This window comes from Metabacillus sp. 22489, assembly GCF_052044855.1.
Taxonomy (GTDB): Bacteria; Bacillota; Bacilli; order Bacillales; family Bacillaceae; genus Metabacillus; species Metabacillus niabensis.
Genome location: NZ_JBQENT010000050.1, coordinates 13,504 through 30,599, shown reverse-complemented (window position 1 = coordinate 30,599; position 17,096 = coordinate 13,504). Strand labels below are relative to the sequence as shown.

Sequence of the window (17,096 nt, the reverse complement as noted above, 5' to 3'; positions counted from 1 at the left end):
TAGAAGCGTTATAGGAGGCATCGATATGAGTGATGAGGTATATCCAGTCCTATCTGGAGCAGATAGTTTATTTTACCGAGGAAATGAAATAGGGGTTATCCTCTGCCATGGATTTAACGGAACACCACAAAGTATGCAATATATTGGTGAACAATTAGCGAAATATGGCTATACGATTTCAATTCCACGACTATATGGACATGGAACACATTATTTAGAGCTAGAAAAAAGCAGTTATCATGATTGGATAGATAGCTTACAGTCTGCCTATAAAGATTTAGCCAAAATATGTGAAAAGGTATATATTGTAGGGCAATCAATGGGAGGGGCATTAACGATACAAATTGCTGCAGCAAATCCCGAGATTGCAGGTGTTTTCCTAATAAATGCTGCGATAACGGATGTATGTTATCGCCAGTATCAACATCAGGAAGAGCCAAGATTCATAGAGGAAGGAAAACCTGATATTAAAAAGCCTTCAGTCTATGAAATTACGTATGATAAAGTTCCAATTGCAGCAGTTCATCAATTATTGAACGTAATGGAGGATTCGCAGGAAAAGCTACCTCATGTTACAACATCAACGGTTATTTTTAAGTCAGCGGTTGATCATGTCGTTCCACCTGAAAACTCACATTATATTTTTGAACATGTAAATTCGAAAGATAAAAAAATGATTGAACTTCAAAATTCCTACCATGTTGCTTCAATGGACTATGATGCAGTGGAGATTGTGGATAACATTTATCAACATATTCAACAAGATATGCGAAAGAAAATAGGGAATCCTGTGCAATAAATAAATGAACCTGTGGATAATCCGAGAATTACCCACAGGTTTATCCACATAACTCATTACTTTTCCACATTAATGTAAACGTTTTACAAATTATTAGGAGGAATTTACTTGATAAAACAAAGTTATCCCCAATCCTTGTCAATCCCCCATAACTTAAAAATATAAAAGCTCGCTGAATACGAGCTTTTATATAGAAAATCGTTTCGTTGAAGCAGGAGCTTTTCCTACTTTAACATGCCTTTTAGTTCGTGTTATATAACTATGCAACACTAAACCTACGACTACTAATAGGATGCCAATTAAGGAAATGGCTGTAGGAAGTGGCGTATGTAAGAACATAATTTCACCGAATAGAACAAAAACAACTTGAATTGATTGTGTTGCTTCAACAGCTGATAGCTTTGCCATATCATGTTTTACTAAAGTAGTTGCTTGGAAGAAGAGCAGAGTTGCAATAACTCCTGAGCAAATAGCAATAATAAATGATTGAATCGTTTGTGTCCTAGATGGTGCACCAGAAGTAAATAGTGCGATAACGGCTAACAATATCCAAAAAGGCATACTGCAGATTGTCATACCGAGAACACGCTGGAAGACATCGATTTTTTTACCGCTTAACTCCATCATTTTGCGATTTCCTAACGGATAAGCAAAGGAGGCGATGATAATGGGAATTGTACATAATAAAACGGGCTTTAATGAAAGAGTTGTCGCATGTTCAATTTGCATAAGTGCAACACCGGCAATAATAATGAATGACATAAAAAGCCCCTTCATAGGGATTTTCCCCTTGACCTTGATTACGCCATTTTCTGTCTGTTTTTCCTCATAAAAGAACGGAACAAGAAGTGAGCCTGATAAAATTGTTATTTGCCATGTTGCAGAAACTAACCAGCCCGGTCCATAGGCACCTGCAAAGCATATCGGCGCATAAAAGAGGCCGAATCCAATTGTCCCCCAAAGCACCCATTGCTTAGGATGCTGTTTCATTTCTTCTAATAGAGGCTGCCATCCCTTTCTCCCGAATACGATTAAAAACAAAAAGGGGAGCATAAAAAAGTAGCGCAATGATGCGCTCCATAGCCAGCTTCCTCCTGATAATTCCATAGAACGATTCAAGACAAATGTAAAAGCAAAAAAGAATGATGAACAAATTCCAAGAAGAATAGCTTTCAAGATTGACCACCTCAGCTTTTGAATGAATGGATAAATTATATAATACTAGTAAGCTCATTACGAATTAGATAGTTTAGAAGAAAAATGTGATAATTTCTATCCTCAAGAATAATATGTACAAGCACACCTTTTTTGGAGGAATAGAGAATGAACATAATATTTAGTTATATTTTTCTAGGACTATCGTTAGCAGCCCCTATTGGACCAATAAATGCAGCACAAATAGATAAAGGGATTAAAGGGGGATTTTTAAATGCTTGGCTAGTAGGCCTTGGAGCAACGATGGCAGATATCGTCTATATGCTACTCGTATATTTAGGCTTAGTTCATTTTCTGGAAATCCCATTTATGAAAGCATTTTTGTGGTTATTTGGATTTTTTGTATTAGTCTATACAGGAATAGAGAGCCTTATTAGTGCGGGAAAATAAACCTTACACGGAAATCGCTCAAACGTAACCTATTCAAGATCATTTATTTCTGGCTTTTTTATGTCTTTAGCAAATCCTCTCACTATATTATTTTGGCTAGGAATTTATGGTTCCGTATTAGCAAATGCTGTCGAGGCTTATAGTATGAAACAGCTTATGATAAATAGCTTTGCGATTATTTTAGGCCTTTTAATTTGGGATTTTACGATGGCTTGTGTTGCTAGTACATTTAGAAGATTTTTAACAAACAGATTGCTAATTGGGATTTCTTATTTGTCAGGTTTATCTTTAATAGGTTTTGGTATCTATTTTGGTTATCAAGCATTTAAGCTACTCTTTTAACAGAATAAAAAAGGGGGAAGGAAGCCTCATAAGAGACGACCCCATTTACTTATTCTCAAGATATGAACTAATAAGTCCGATCACAATTCCTAGCAAAGCACCACCTGCAACCTCAGCTGGCTGATGGCCTAATAGTTCATTTAATTCTTTCTCCTGTTTTACGTGGAAGATTCCAGGTAAATGACCGGAAAGTACTTCAATATCAGCATCTATATCATTGACGATTTTGGCTATTTCACCAGTATGCCTGCGAATTCCTTGAGCATCATACATAACGATAATTCCGAATATGACTGCTAAAGCTGCATCAATAGAGTCCCAGCCTTTTTTCGATGCTACATATGTTGCAAGTGCAGATACACCAGCCGAATGGGAGCTTGGCATGCCGCCTGTTGAAAATATTGGTCTCCAATCCCATACGCCATTTTCCTTACGATGTGTAAAGATTTTTAACCCTTGTGCAATACCTATTCCTGATAGAGCAGTCCATATTCCTCGATTCATTGCATTCACCTCATATGATTAGTGTTTAACAAATCGTATATGATATGCATCCAAAAAGCTTTAATAGGATTTCAAATCGCAAGGGTTAAAAATCAAAATTCAGTTTGTTATGAAGAAATTATTTTTCGGGAAATAATTTGTCTTTTTTAGTCGATTATTAAATTTCTTGTCGACTAATCCTTTTTGGTAATACGGTTGGAGTGTACTGTTTAAATTTATCAAGTAAAAGATTTGGTTGTTCTTCAACAATTAATAGTGAGTGATACTCTTCTTTTAAAAATTGCTGTTCAATCATATGATTGAAAAAGTCGAGAAGCTTATCATAGTAATGATTTGTGTTTAAGATGCCAATTGGTTTTTGATGTTCACCAAGCTGAGCCCAAGTATATACTTCAAAAAACTCTTCCATTGTCCCTGGTCCGCCTGGTAGGACAATAAATCCATCGGATAATTCCTCCATTTTCGCCTTGCGCTCATGCATTGTATTGACGATGACTAACTCTGTTAGACCTTTATGAGCAATTTCACGCTCCATTAGCATTGTTGGAATTACTCCAATTACTTCTCCGCCTGCCTTTAATGAAGCGTTTGCGACCGCACCCATAATCCCAACTTTAGATCCGCCATATACAAGTGTAATCCCTTCTTTAGCTAGTTGGGTGCCAAGACGTACGGCATCCTGTTCGTACAAAATAGAAGCACCGTGGTTAGAACCACAAAATACACTTACACGTTTCAACCTCATCACATCCTTAAAAATTTTTGCATGATATAATTGATATTAATAATAATTCAACCCCGATTAAGCGAGGGATTGTGACATGTTGAATAGGAACCGGTAATAGTCCGTAATGGTCAATAACAATTGACGCGATGATTTGACAAGTAAGTACAAAAGCTTTGGTGAGGACGATCGTGGTTAATACGAAAAATGCAGCTAATAGGCTACAGATCCATACCCACCAAGAGTACTGTAAATACTTGTTTACTCAAGCTCCATGTTCCTTGAAAAAGAGTTACGAATTTTAATACTAAAAGGCAGGTGAAAATATGAAATGGTAGATGCTAATCATGGATTACCAACTACATTTTTTAAATCTGAATTCTAACTTAAAAAAAGGTAAAACGTGCCTCCGCATATGTATTCTTATTTCCACTACCATCATTTATAGTTTAATTTCTTTTAAATAAATTGGAAACCATTTATTAAAATCACTTTCTAAGATTATTGAAAAAATAAGTTATTTCAATTTGGGAAATATTATAAATTTTTGGAACCATTTTGTTCTTAAGACGTAAATAAATGAAGAAGAGATATAAGAGGAAATAAATTTCGGGGTGGGTCAGACTTCAGTGGGATGTTCCTTAGATATCCCTTCGAAGACTTATTATTGAAAAGGGGACAAGCTAATATGGTAGTCGTGAGTACAACAAATTATTATGTAAGAGCTTATAGCTGTAGTGGTCAATCAATCTCAACAAACAATTTGCAGTCAGAATCCTCAGGTTATACGTGGATTATTAATAAGGGATGGAAGGGCTATATACAGCAAGGAAGCTCCGGTGGGGAAACATTAGGAGTTGTTCTAAATGATACAAAAATAGATTTTAGCAGCTCTTATTTAGCTAAAAAAGGGTATTCCGGCAATATATCATCTTATGTAAAAGGAATTCAAGCGGCATTAAATTGTCTTGGGTATGATGCAGGTCAACCAGATGGAATATTCGGAGCAAATACAGAAGCTGCCGTAAAAGCCTTTCAGCGAAATAAAGGCTTAACAGTAGATGGTATTGTTGGAAAGCAAACCTATCATTATTTATCGTTTGCATCAAGCTAAAAAACATTTGAAGGGTCAGGCACCATTTGTATTTGGTTTCCTGACCCTTCAATAGCCTTTTGGGCTAAACCTTATCTACTGAATCGTCTCATCAACTATTTTTGCTCCTTCTGGGGCAATAAAGTCAAATAGCTTGTGATCCTTCTCAACTTCAATAACTTTAAATTCCTTAAGGAACTCGTTCTCCTCGCGTTTTCCGTTTGTAATTTCAACGACTTTTAATAACATCCTAGTTTCCTTATCAAACCAATATTCACTTTGAAAATCCTTTGATTCCTTAACAAGATAGACTTCAACAGTACGATTTGCATATGATTTTTCTCCTAAATAACTAATTGTGTCAGAATGTATATCCTTGAACATATCAATCATCGGATTTTCCTCGTTTTGTTCTTGAATAAGAAATAAATTGTCCTTTTTCGAATAAGTGGCAAAATATTTATCATTATAAATAATAAAATCTCCGTTTTCATATTGTGTCCGAACATGTTTTCCAGAGGCATAGCTGATCACTTCACCTTCAGGTTGTTGGAATTTTGCATAGGTTATTTTTTCGGTTTTAGACGTTTCATTTTCAGGTTCTAAAGGTTCCATATTTTTTATTAAGTATTCGACAATGACTTCATTTATCGTTGATTCGATAACAGCCCTCACTGAATCATTATTCCAGATTAGTAAAAAAATGATGAACATCGATGCGCAGGCGAGCAATGCCGGTCTCAATATTGCAGGAATGCTTTTTTTCTTATTAGCGGATAGCGGTATCGCTTCATCCATAAGTAGGACGTCTAGTCCTTCCTCTAATAATAAGTATTGGTCAAAATAGGTTTCACACTTTGCACACGTCTTAATATGGTCTAACAGCTGATTTTGTTCACTCTCTGTTAGCTGGTCAAACATAAGGATTCTATTTTGCTTTCGACAGGTCATTACAACACCCCCTTATCAATTAGATGATCCATCATTTTTTTTCTCCCACGAAATATTTTTGTTTTTACTTTACCGAGAGAAAGGTTTTTTAGCTGAGCTATTTCCTGGTATGAATAACCTTTATTACGGAGAATAAAGATTTCTCTTGTTTCTTCATCAAGTAAGTGGAAGACTTGATTAATATGCTGGACCTGTTCTTTTGATATAAGTTGTCTCTCCGGTGTATCGAGTGTTTTTTCCTGTTGGTATCCATCACTAACCTGTTGATGTACTTCTTGATGACGTTTTAATTTTCTAAGATGATCATAGGCGGTGTTTTTAGTAAGAATTGTTACCCATGCTTCAATATTTTTAGGAATCTCATAATCCCGTTTTTGAAAGTAAGTGTAGATTTTGATACTTGCATCTTGAACAATATCTTCTACCAGAGAGGGATTTTTGATGATGTTTTTCGTTACCTTAATAATTTTTGCTCGATGTGTCTCGATCAACTGTGTAATTGTCTCTTTGTCCAAAATTGTCTCCCCCCTAGCTTCATTTAAAAGACGTATAAAAATTGCAGATGTTTCGTTTTGTTTTCATAAAAGAGAAAAAAGTAGTGAAACTAAAATGATAGTAAAAACGACTAACAGGTATGAAATTAACGGTTTTATTAGTGGCCTTGTGCCTAAAAGGAACATACATATAATTGAAAAGCCAAAAAAATATTAAGCGAACGTATGTTATATATATGTAACTATCTTGATTATGACATATATTTCCTAAATCACCTTTAGGAAAATTTGTTCGTAATGGGTTTGAGAAAGTAAAACTTAGTTGAGTAAATATAGATTCATGGCTAACAATTTCTATGTAAAGTGATAAAATAGGAATGATTAAACTCGAGGAGGAAGTCTAAAAATGAAAATGAAATTAGGTCTTATCTACGGTGGGAAGTCTGCAGAGCATCAAGTATCATTGCAAACAGCCCTTGCAGTTATAAATGCGTTAGATTTTAACAAGTTTGAAATACATCCTATATATATATCAGATAAAGGTGAGTGGATTAGAGGGGGAGCATTACAAGAGCCAATTAAAGAAGTAAGTGTACTAAAGCTTGAACAAGGAAGTTTGTTTTCCCCAGTCACATTAAACTCAGATTTATTCCCTACAACTGTTGAAGCGGAAAAGCTAGATGTAATTTTCCCATTATTACACGGACCTAATGGAGAGGACGGTACTGTTCAGGGGCTTCTAGAGTTATTGAATATTCCGTATGTTGGGAACGGCGTTTTAGCATCTGCAGCTGGAATGGATAAAGTAGTCATGAAAAATTTATTTGCACAAGCTGGTTTAGCACAAGCAAATTATGTATCTTTTATTAAGAGCGATTTTGAAAGTAATCAAGAACAAGCCTATAAGGAAGTAGAAGAACAATTAGGTTATCCTTGCTTCGTGAAGCCTGCCAATTTAGGCTCAAGTGTAGGGATTAGCAAATGTAAAGACAGAGCTGAGCTTGAGGCTGCATTCAAAGAAGCGTTTGAATACGATCGGAAAGTCATTATCGAAGAGGGAATTGTTGGTCGGGAAATTGAAATTGCTGTAATTGGAAATGACAATCCACAATGCTCTGTAGTAGGAGAAATTGCCCCTAAAAAAGAATTTTATGATTATAAGGCAAAGTATGAAGATGGCGACACAGATTTAATCATACCTACACAGTTATCTCATGATGAATATGAAACAATTAAAGACATGGCAATTAAAGCCTTTAAAGCAATTGATGGCTCTGGTTTAGTCCGTGCAGACTTTTTCCTTACTGAGGATGGGAAGGCATTAATCAATGAGGTAAACACAATGCCAGGATTTACTCCATATAGTATGTTCCCGTTATTATGGAAAGAGAGTGGTATTAACTATCCTAGCCTTATTGAAAAGCTAGTGGACTTAGCGCTTGAACGTTATGAACAAAAACAACAAATCAAATATACTTTTTAATCATCTTTTTATATAGATTTTACAAAAGCTGGAACTGAATAGCGATCATATCAGTTCCTCTTTATTTTGTGAGAAAGAAATGTTGAAAAAGGAGTGAAGAGATTGATACGAAGAACGTTATCTCATATTGAAAAAGTAGTACATGGCTGGGGATTAGCTGAAAAAGATTACAATCTTGAAATTTTTGGAGTCACAACAGATTCCCGTGCAGTAATTAAGGGGAATTTGTTTTTTCCGCTAGTTGGGGAAAAATTTAATGGGCATGAATTTGTTGAAAGTGCATTAGAAAATGGTGCGAGTGCAATTGTATGGCAGGAATCAGAAGGAAACCCTCCAAAAGATGTTCCGGTCATTTTCGTTAAAGATACATTACGTGCATTACAACAACTTGCAGAGGCCTACTTAAATGAAGTGAGACCAAAAATAGTTGGAATTACGGGAAGTAATGGGAAGACAACAACAAAGGATATGGTCGCAGCTCTTCTTGAAACAACCTATAAAGTTCATAAAACAAAAGGGAATTTCAATAACCATATAGGTTTGCCATTAACTGTGCTAAATATGGAAGAGGAAACGGAGATAGCCATATTAGAAATGGGCATGAGCGGTAAAGGGGAAATTGAACTTTTATCAAACATTGCAAAACCAGATGTAGCGATTATAACGAATATTGGTGAATCACATCTGATGGATTTAGGCTCAAGGGAAGGAATAGCTGATGCTAAGCTAGAAATTGTAAAAGGTTTGAAGGAAGACGGCGTCTTAATTTATCATGGTGATGAGCCACTTTTAGAAGAGAGAGTGCAGGCTTTACCAATTAAAACCATTACTTTTGGGGAACGCAGCCAAAACGACTTTGTTGCAACGAATATGAAGCAAGCGATTAATGGCACTAGCTTTCAAGTAAATAATGTTGAATACACAATACCTGTTTTAGGTAAGCATAATGTTCTAAATGCTTTAGCAGCATATGCAGTCGCAAAGCATTTCAAAGTACAAGAAGATGCAATGATTCAAGGGTTTAGCCAATTAAAGGTAACGGGAATGAGATTAGAACTCATAGAGACAGAGCAAGGTGTATCTGTCATAAATGATGCGTATAATGCAAGCCCCAGCTCAATGAAGGCGGCAATCAATCTATTAATGGATCTTGATGGTTTTAATCAAAAAATCGTTGTTTTAGGAGATATGCTTGAATTAGGGGAAGCAGAAAAGGAATATCACTATCAAATCGGAGCTTCTATCGATTCTTCTAAAATAGATTATGTGTTTACATATGGCTCTTTAGGGAAAGAAATTGCGAGAGGTGCGGCAGAGAAATTTTCTCCAGATGTAATTCACCATTTTGATGATAAAAATGAGTTAATTAAACAGCTAAAATCGTATCTGCAGCCTAAGGATATTGTTCTTGTAAAAGCATCACGTGGAATGAGGCTTGAAGAAGTAGTCAATGCAATAACTAATTGAAAAACATGTGGATGAAAATTTTATAAAAAGTGAATGATAACATTGTGGAAAAACCATTTCCTTACCTTCGAAAAATGATATTTTGCCATATAAACGTGTCCGTATGCTTTCAAAGGGAGGTTTACATTTCATATGATAGGTTGCCTTTTTATTCATGGCTTTACCGGTGCGCCTTATGAAGTAGATCCATTGGCAAATGATATTAGGGAAAAAACAGGATGGATTGTGAGAGTCCCAACTTTACCTGGGCATGGGGAAACCCTTTCGTTAAAGGGACACACATATGATGAATGGGTTTCCCATGCTGAACAGGAGCTTTTAGCTTTAATGGAAGAAGTTGATGAAGTATATGTTATTGGATTTTCTATGGGGGGAATTATTGCCTCTTATTTAGCGGCAAATTATCAGGTGAAAAAACTCGTTTTACTAAGTGCTGCAGCATATTATGTTAATCCAAAGCAGCTTTTGTTAGATTTTAAAGACATGCTAAAAGATTTCTGGTCAGGGAAGCTAAGTCAAAATGAGCTTTATAACCGTTATAGAAGGAAGCTTTTTGAGACTCCATTACGTGCAACGCTTGAATTTCAAAAGCTTGTCAAAAAGGTACGTCCTATTTTAAAGGAATTGACGTTACCTGTCCTAATTATTCAAGGTGAGCGTGATGGGATTGTCCCTGTCAAAAGTGCCTATTATTTATATGAAGCAATTCCTTCCAAGGAAAAGAAGCTTAAGCTACTTCCAACTTCTAAACATCACGTTTGCTATGGAGAAGATTATGAAGTGTTAAGAGAATCTGTAGAAAGATTTCTCTACGAGGAACAAATGAATAACGCCCTATTGTCATAATGATAGTTGAAGTGAAGGTAAGAGACGAAATTTTTCTATCCATGCATATTTTTAGAAGTAGCTGTCTTACATTAAGTTGAAATAAGGGGCTTGTAGTGGTATGATTACTTTTAAAGTGTTTGCGGGCTTTAAATAAGGTAAACTGCTGCCCTTGTAAGAAAATAAAGGGCTTTTTTTGTGTGAAGGTGAGGGAAAGGAAAGCTTAAAGGCGTACTTTAATGATTAAGCCACATTTGTTGAGTAAGCTTTGTTTGAATCAATCCCTTTGAATAGACTTCAGCTTTTTATCCTTCTATAACAGGACGTTAAGGAGTACAAGATGAGGATTTAAGGCTGAAATCTGTCCATTACTATCAGAGAGTTCGGCGATAGTTTGTTTTCTTTCAGTTAAATAATGGCAGGTACCATTGTTGATTGAACACAATTTTATTTAAGCGGTTTTTTCATCACTGTTTTCATGATGAATCATTATTAAATAATCTTTCTTATAGCTTTTAGATAAAGCTAAGGTTGAATATATAACATCGTTTCATTATGAATACGATTAAGAAACCTATTACCTATAAGGTCTGTAAATATTTACAGCAAACGATATAGAAGGAGTATGAATACATTGACATTAACGTTTCAAGATTTAGGTTTAAGTTCGTCACTTATGCAATCAATAAGTAAAATGGGCTTCGAGGAGCCATCACCAATTCAAGCACAAACCATTCCGTTAGGCTTGCAAAATAAAGACGTAATTGGTCAAGCACAAACAGGAACTGGAAAAACAGCAGCATTCGGAATACCTCTTATCGAAAAGATCGATGTGAAAAAGGAGCATATTCAAGCAGTTGTCGTTGCTCCAACTCGTGAATTAGCGATTCAAGTTTCGGAAGAGCTTTATAAAATTGGATATCATAAACGCACACGCGTTCTTCCAATTTACGGTGGCCAAGATATTAACAGACAGATTCGTTCATTAAAGAAAAACCCGCATATTATTGTCGGAACTCCTGGACGTTTAATTGACCATATTAATCGTAAAACTATTCGTCTTAACGCGGTTCACACAGTTGTCTTAGACGAAGCAGATGAAATGCTAAATATGGGATTCATCGAGGATATTGAATCAATTTTATCAAACGTACCAGAGGAACGTCAGACATTATTATTCTCAGCTACTATGCCAGATCCGATTAGACGCATTGCAGAGAAATTTATGCAAAATCCGGAGTTAGTCAAAGTAAAAGCAAAAGAAATGACTGTTCCGAATATTACTCAATATTATTTAGAAACACAAGAAAGAAAGAAATTTGATATTTTAACAAGACTTTTAGATATTCAATCTCCTGAGCTGGCGATTGTCTTTGGACGCACAAAACGTCGTGTAGATGAGTTATCTGAGGCATTAACATTAAGAGGTTATACAGCTGAAGGTATTCACGGTGACTTAACTCAAGCAAAACGTATGTCAACTTTACGTAAATTTAAAGAGGGTGCAATTGAAGTCCTTGTTGCAACAGATGTTGCTGCACGTGGTCTTGATATCTCTGGCGTAACACATGTATATAATTTTGATGTCCCACAAGATCCTGAAAGTTATGTACACAGAATTGGTCGTACTGGACGTGCTGGTAAAACAGGTATGGCGATGACATTCGTTACACCACGTGAATTAGATATTGTTAAAAATATCGAGCGCACAACAAAACGTAAAATGGATCGTATGAAGCCACCAACATTGGATGAGGCAATCGAAAGCCAACAACAAATGACTGTTGAAAAAATCCGCTCAATTATCGAAAGCGATAATTTATCTTTCTATAAGCGTACGGCAGAAGAGCTTTTAGAGGAATTTGATGCTCAAGATGTAGTGGCAGCGGCGATTAAATTTATGACAAAAGAACCTAACTCTGTTGAAGTGAAATTAACAGAAGAGGCTCCTTTATATTCAAAATCAAAAAACAAAAACCGTTCTTCTAATAACCGTAGACGTGGCGATTATAATCGTAGTGGCGGACAAAAGAAGCCGAATAATCGTTCTTACGGTGATCGTGATCGAAGCAAAGGTAATAATAACAAGCGTCGTTACTCTAATTCAAAATAATGATAAGGTCGAATCCAATTTCTTGGGTTCGGCTTTTTTATTGTGTCATAAAAATGGTTTTATTTTATTTGGGAATGCTAGTGGGGAGAAGAAATTAATAAATATACCAATTATCTCTATTGGTTAAATAGGGGTGCTTTGAGATGACGATTATTCGATTAGGTTATGTTGCGATGAGTATGAATCTACAAAATTGTTCACCTTCCAAAACGATGACTTTTACACAATTTCAAAAAATAAAGGACAGAGAGGCAGCAATTGCAAAGCTTGAAAGAATTGCCCAAATAAATCTTGAGAACTGCCTTCGCTTATTGAAGCATAATGCTGCTCATGACATTCACTTTTTTCGGTTTAGTTCTAAATTAATTCCTTTAGCAAATCATGAAGAGCTTCTTGATTGGGACTATATGGGAAGTTTAATCCCTTCTTTAAAGCGAATTGCTGATTATTTAAAGGAGCATCCGATGAGGGTCGATTTTCATCCAGACCATTTTGTTGTACTTAATTCAACAGATCCATCTATCCTCAAGATGTCTTTAAAGACTTTACAAATGCATGAACGCTTACTAAAGGGGATGGAAATTCCCTCAAGGCACCGATGTGTTTTGCATATAGGTGGTGCCTATAATGATAAGGACAAAGCGTTAGAGCAATTTATCAATAATTGGGGACATATTCCGGTTAAAATTCAGGAGATGTTAATGCTGGAAAATGACGATACTACTTTTCATGTAAATGATGCCTTGTATTTATGTGAAAAGCTAGGGATTCCACAAGTGTTCGATTATCATCATCATTTAGCCTATCATGATGACGAAAACTGTGAGCATAATTGGCAAAGAATTCTTTCGACCTGGAACGGTTCAAGTTTACCACCTAAAATGCATATCTCCAGTCCGAAAAATGAAAAAGACTTTCGCGCCCATTCTGAGTATGTCGATGACAAACTGTTTATGAAGTTTTTAACAACGATTAAGGGAAGCCTTGATAAACTTGATTGTATGATTGAAGCAAAGCAAAAAGATAACGCACTCTTTCAGCTTGCAAACGATTTACGCAAGTATTCAGAAATCGAATGGATCGATAAAACAACCTTTAAAATCCATTAAATTATAAAGTTTACATAAAATAGAAAAGGGTAGGGAGTCATTATGATATAATAAACTGAGTTTTTATTGGTTATATCATATGTTATTGGGTGTTTAAAGGGGAGAGTGTCTTGCGAGAATTACCTCGAAATCAAATAAGCTTAAAAGCACTAACTGTTTGGAAAATCAGTGCAGTGATTAGTGCATGTATTTGTTTAATTATCGGCATTGCTATCGGATTCGGTATTTATTTTTTTGAGTTTCCTTTTTGGATTACGGTCGGTTTAGCGGTGGTATGGGTGATTTATTCAATTTTATCAATTTTTATCATCCCTAAGCTGCGACACCGTGTCTGGCGTTATGAAGTTCATGAGCATGAGATTGATCTTCAATACGGCTTTTTCGTTGTCAAACGGGTTCTTATTCCGATGGTAAGAGTACAGCATGTTGATACACATCAAGGTCCTTTATTGCGGAAATATCGTTTAGCCTCCATTGAAATTTCAACAGCTGCTACAACACATGAAATTCCAGCTTTAGATATTAAGGAGGCTGAGGTGCTGAGAGATCGAATTTCAAAGCTAGCTAGGGTGACTGATGATGATGTTTGAACCTAAGCGTATTCACCCGGTTGGCATGATATTAAACCTAATCAAGGCGATTAAATCTTATATTGCTTCATTTATTGTTCTATTTTTCGTTGGAGGAAATATAGATTTCAATATCTATTTCTTCCTCGGTATTGTCGCAATTTTTGCCTTCATGCTGTTATCTAGTTTTTTAGAATGGTTAAAATTCAAATATTGGATTGAAGACGGGGAATTTAGAATAGAGCATGGAGTTTTTGTAAAGAAAAAGCGCTATATCCCGATTGAACGGATTCAATCTATTAATATTCGTGCCGGAATTATTCAACAAATCTTCGGACTAGTCAATGTTCAAATAGAAACAGCTAGCGGTGGTATTGAGGCTGAAGCTATCTTAACAGCGATTAAGAAAGAAGATGTACATACTATTGAACAGGCCATTTCAATATATAAAAACGGGGCCTCACTTTCACAAGATGATGAAGAGAAAGAAATTGAACTTCCAACCTATAAAATTAGCAAGAAAGAGCTGCTTATTGCAGCATCTACCTCAAGTGGAGTAGGGGTTATTTTATCAGCTATTGCGGCATTTATATCACAATTTGATGAAATTATTCCATATGAGAAGATATACGAACAGTTTGATTTTTTAGCAAATGCTAGCTTCACAATCTATGCCATTTTAATTTTCATTGCGTTCGTCATTACGTGGATATTAAGCGTTATTGGAGTCTTACTGAAATATGCATATTTTACGGTAACAAAGGATGAAAAGGAAATAAGAATTTCGAAGGGGATATTTGAGAAGCAACAAGTATCTATTCCAATATCGCGGATTCAAGCAATTAGAATTGTTCAAAATCCATTAAGAGAACTACTGGGCTATTCAACAATTTATATCGAAAGTGCAGGAGGTAGTGCGAGCGATCAAGGACTTTCAACAATACTATTTCCTGTCGTTAACCGAAAAGATGTGCAAATATTGCTTGCTCAGTACCTCCCTTCATTTGCAAACGAGCAAACCGTATACCCTTTGCCTAAAAAATCTTTACAACGATATTTGTTTAGAAAACTATTACCGGCGGTAGTTATTTGCATCCCATTAATTATTGTTTATTTACAGTGGGGATTATTATCAATTGTTTTACTCCCGATAGGCTATTATTGGGGTTACCTTGCCTTTAAAAATGCTGGATGGGTGATTAATGATAATCGACTCCAATTAAGCTTTCGAGTGATTTCGAAAACGACCGTATTAATTCAGCGAAATAAAATACAATCGATGAAAAGTAAAACCTCTTATTTTCAAAGAAGAAATGGGCTGCAAACGATTAGTGTGACAATTAAATCTGGAGTATTGGGTAAATCATTTGTTGTAAAGGATTTAGATGAAAGGGATGCTGATTCGATCGTTGGTTGGTACTCTTATTCATAAAGAAGGAAAACAGGCACGAATACTTTTTCGTGTCTGTTTGTTATGAATACATTCTTCTAATGTAGCTATGAAATCTAATTAAATTGAACGAGAACACCAATTAAGATGAGGATACCAAAAATCATCCATGCAATATGTTTTGCTTTGAATTTATTTATTGAAAAGCTTCGAGACTGTGGACTGTAATATGTTTGATGAACAAACCGGCCGCTTTTTTTGACAAAGAGAGGAGCTATAAGAAAACCGCCAAATAAACCGAATAGATGGGCAACAACATTTGTATTTGAATTAAAAAAGGTCATAATAACACCTATAACTAGGATACTAATAATAACTTGAGAATTTGCTTGGTCAATTAAGCCCTTTCTAAAATAGACAATAAAAAGATAGACTCCGAACAACCCAAATATTGCCCCGGATGCACCTAAATGGGAATAATTGAGCGGTTCAATAAGATAGGTTGCTATGTTTGCGATAATACCGGAAATACAATAGATGAGAATAAATTTAACCTTTTTTAGCATTCTTTCTAATGCAGGTGCAAATAAAATGAGGGAGATTGTATTAAAAAATAGATGACTAAAGGTCATGTGAAGAAAAATAGGGGTAATTAACCGCCAATATTCTCCATTTGCAATCCCTGCATTGTAACCGTCTAATAACCCTAAAAAGAGTTGAATAGCTGGAATGGGCAATTGAAATAAAAGCCAGAATACAAGATGTATGCAAACAATAAGCGATACGATTGGGTACAGGGAAAGGAAAGTGCGGAAATTTTCAGTTCTAGTAAACATAATTCGCCCTCCTGGATTTTGTTAGGTTGTCATCATAATCATTTATATGAAATTTGCCTTTGTTATTAAAAAAATGTATGAATCATAAATGGGGAAACTTCTAGTAAATGACTTTATGGTTGAACCACAAAATCTTGTTGTCGTGAATAAACCCACTAATTAAGATCCCAACTTTATACTAACACGAATATGTACAAGTTGGATAAAATAGTACTATAAATGGTTTTGTGGAAGGATGTTACGTTAGATGATAATGGGCATTGGTTTAGATATTATTGAATTAGATAGAATTAGAAGAATTATTGAACGACAGCCTGGATTTATAAAGCGAATTTTAACAATCGGGGAAATTGAGAAGTTTATGACTCTTTCAAAGGAAAGAAAGGTTGAATTTTTAGCAGGACGATTTTCTGTAAAAGAAGCCTTTTCAAAGGCATTAGGTACAGGTATTGGGAAAGAGATAGGATTTTTAGATATTGAGGTCTTGAATGATGAAAGAGGCAAGCCTTTTATCCAGCTGCTAAAGGAAATAGAGGAGCCATTAACGATTCATGTCACGATAACACATACAAGGCAATACGCCGCAGCTCAAGTTATTATAGAAAAATGAAGCTCTAGTAAGATAGATATAGGATTCATTTCACTTTTATTATGAATCAATCCCTAAACTACTTTCTGGACAAAATATCTTGCATATTAGGAAAGTTTGTCTCATATATTTGGTAATGCGATAGGGAAGACAAGTTGTTTTAGAAGTTCATCTTTTAATCTTTGGCTAAGCAAAATAATGTA

The 17,096-nt window shown here is 35.4% G+C and carries 15 protein-coding genes and 3 pseudogenes; 11 read left to right on the top strand and 7 right to left on the bottom strand.

What is annotated here, in order from left to right; translation table 11 throughout:
* Positions 1 to 25 precede the first annotated feature (25 nt).
* Entirely contained in the window at positions 26 to 799 is a 774-nt protein-coding gene (locus ACTJJ9_RS22240; RefSeq protein ID WP_440768880.1) for an alpha/beta hydrolase, read from the top strand.
* Positions 800 to 985: 186 nt separating this feature from the next.
* Here ACTJJ9_RS22240 and ACTJJ9_RS22235 read toward each other — a convergent pair whose 3' ends face one another.
* On the bottom strand, positions 986 to 1,975 hold the full coding sequence (locus tag ACTJJ9_RS22235) for a DMT family transporter (protein WP_440768879.1): 990 nt from the start codon (positions 1,973 to 1,975) through the stop codon (positions 986 to 988).
* A 147-nt stretch (positions 1,976 to 2,122) separates the two neighbouring features.
* Between ACTJJ9_RS22235 and ACTJJ9_RS22230 the strand changes: the two are divergent.
* Positions 2,123 to 2,746: pseudogene (locus tag ACTJJ9_RS22230) on the top strand (LysE family transporter).
* A gap of 45 nt (positions 2,747 to 2,791) precedes the next feature.
* On the opposite strand, the gene ACTJJ9_RS22225 reads toward ACTJJ9_RS22230, so the two are convergent.
* The 3 genes and pseudogenes from ACTJJ9_RS22225 to ACTJJ9_RS22215 form a co-directional block, all read right to left on the bottom strand.
* Positions 2,792 to 3,259 (bottom strand): divergent PAP2 family protein, encoded by a 468-nt coding sequence (locus ACTJJ9_RS22225; RefSeq protein ID WP_095302504.1) that lies wholly within the window; start codon positions 3,257 to 3,259, stop codon positions 2,792 to 2,794.
* Between the two features lie 148 nt (positions 3,260 to 3,407).
* Positions 3,408 to 3,989, bottom strand: a complete 582-nt coding sequence (locus ACTJJ9_RS22220; RefSeq protein ID WP_145583660.1) for a TIGR00730 family Rossman fold protein — start codon at positions 3,987 to 3,989, stop codon at positions 3,408 to 3,410.
* Positions 3,990 to 4,002: 13 nt separating this feature from the next.
* Positions 4,003 to 4,218 (bottom strand): annotated as a pseudogene (locus ACTJJ9_RS22215) (DMT family transporter); the annotation flags it as partial.
* Positions 4,219 to 4,662: 444 nt separating this feature from the next.
* On the opposite strand from ACTJJ9_RS22215, the gene ACTJJ9_RS22210 reads away from it, so the two are divergent.
* Complete coding sequence (locus ACTJJ9_RS22210; RefSeq protein ID WP_412964526.1) at positions 4,663 to 5,088, top strand: peptidoglycan-binding domain-containing protein; 426 nt, start codon at positions 4,663 to 4,665, stop codon at positions 5,086 to 5,088.
* Positions 5,089 to 5,163: 75 nt separating this feature from the next.
* Here ACTJJ9_RS22210 and ACTJJ9_RS22205 read toward each other — a convergent pair whose 3' ends face one another.
* Positions 5,164 to 6,018: a hypothetical protein gene (locus ACTJJ9_RS22205; protein ID WP_145583656.1), complete on the bottom strand. Its 855-nt coding sequence runs from the start codon at positions 6,016 to 6,018 to the stop codon at positions 5,164 to 5,166.
* The gene (locus ACTJJ9_RS22200) at positions 6,018 to 6,533 is read right to left on the bottom strand and encodes an RNA polymerase sigma factor (protein WP_170944468.1); all 516 of its coding nucleotides are present in this window, start codon (positions 6,531 to 6,533) and stop codon (positions 6,018 to 6,020) included. The genes ACTJJ9_RS22205 and ACTJJ9_RS22200 overlap by 1 nt, the downstream gene beginning before the upstream one ends.
* Positions 6,534 to 6,918: 385 nt before the next feature.
* On the opposite strand from ACTJJ9_RS22200, the gene ACTJJ9_RS22195 reads away from it, so the two are divergent.
* The 7 genes from ACTJJ9_RS22195 (at position 6,919) to ACTJJ9_RS22165 (ending at position 15,510) form a co-directional block, all read left to right on the top strand.
* Positions 6,919 to 7,995 carry a D-alanine--D-alanine ligase gene (locus tag ACTJJ9_RS22195; RefSeq protein ID WP_145583654.1) on the top strand — a complete coding sequence of 359 codons (1,077 nt, stop codon included), beginning with the start codon at positions 6,919 to 6,921 and terminating at the stop codon, positions 7,993 to 7,995.
* A gap of 102 nt (positions 7,996 to 8,097) precedes the next feature.
* Positions 8,098 to 9,462, top strand: coding sequence for a UDP-N-acetylmuramoyl-tripeptide--D-alanyl-D-alanine ligase (locus ACTJJ9_RS22190; protein ID WP_412964528.1), 1,365 nt, complete (start codon positions 8,098 to 8,100; stop codon positions 9,460 to 9,462).
* A gap of 132 nt (positions 9,463 to 9,594) precedes the next feature.
* The gene (locus ACTJJ9_RS22185; RefSeq protein WP_145583650.1) at positions 9,595 to 10,308 is read left to right on the top strand and encodes an alpha/beta hydrolase; all 714 of its coding nucleotides are present in this window, start codon (positions 9,595 to 9,597) and stop codon (positions 10,306 to 10,308) included.
* A 613-nt stretch (positions 10,309 to 10,921) separates the two neighbouring features.
* Positions 10,922 to 12,400 (top strand): degradosome RNA helicase CshA, encoded by a 1,479-nt coding sequence (gene cshA, locus ACTJJ9_RS22180; RefSeq protein ID WP_304951830.1) that lies wholly within the window; start codon positions 10,922 to 10,924, stop codon positions 12,398 to 12,400.
* A gap of 143 nt (positions 12,401 to 12,543) precedes the next feature.
* A complete protein-coding gene (gene uvsE, locus ACTJJ9_RS22175; protein WP_440768878.1) occupies positions 12,544 to 13,509 on the top strand; it encodes a UV DNA damage repair endonuclease UvsE in 966 nt (321 codons plus the stop codon).
* Between the two features lie 110 nt (positions 13,510 to 13,619).
* Entirely contained in the window at positions 13,620 to 14,099 is a 480-nt protein-coding gene (locus tag ACTJJ9_RS22170; RefSeq protein ID WP_095302514.1) for a PH domain-containing protein, read from the top strand.
* Entirely contained in the window at positions 14,089 to 15,510 is a 1,422-nt protein-coding gene (locus ACTJJ9_RS22165; protein WP_440768877.1) for a PH domain-containing protein, read from the top strand. Before ACTJJ9_RS22170 ends, ACTJJ9_RS22165 begins: the two co-directional genes overlap by 11 nt.
* 203 nt (positions 15,511 to 15,713) lie before the next feature.
* On the opposite strand, the pseudogene ACTJJ9_RS22160 reads toward ACTJJ9_RS22165, so the two are convergent.
* A pseudogene (locus tag ACTJJ9_RS22160) lies at positions 15,714 to 16,304 on the bottom strand (rhomboid family intramembrane serine protease); the annotation flags it as partial.
* Between the two features lie 247 nt (positions 16,305 to 16,551).
* Between ACTJJ9_RS22160 and acpS the strand changes: the two are divergent.
* Positions 16,552 to 16,914, top strand: coding sequence for a holo-ACP synthase (gene acpS, locus ACTJJ9_RS22155; RefSeq protein ID WP_095302517.1), 363 nt, complete (start codon positions 16,552 to 16,554; stop codon positions 16,912 to 16,914).
* Positions 16,915 to 17,096: the final 182 nt, after the last annotated feature.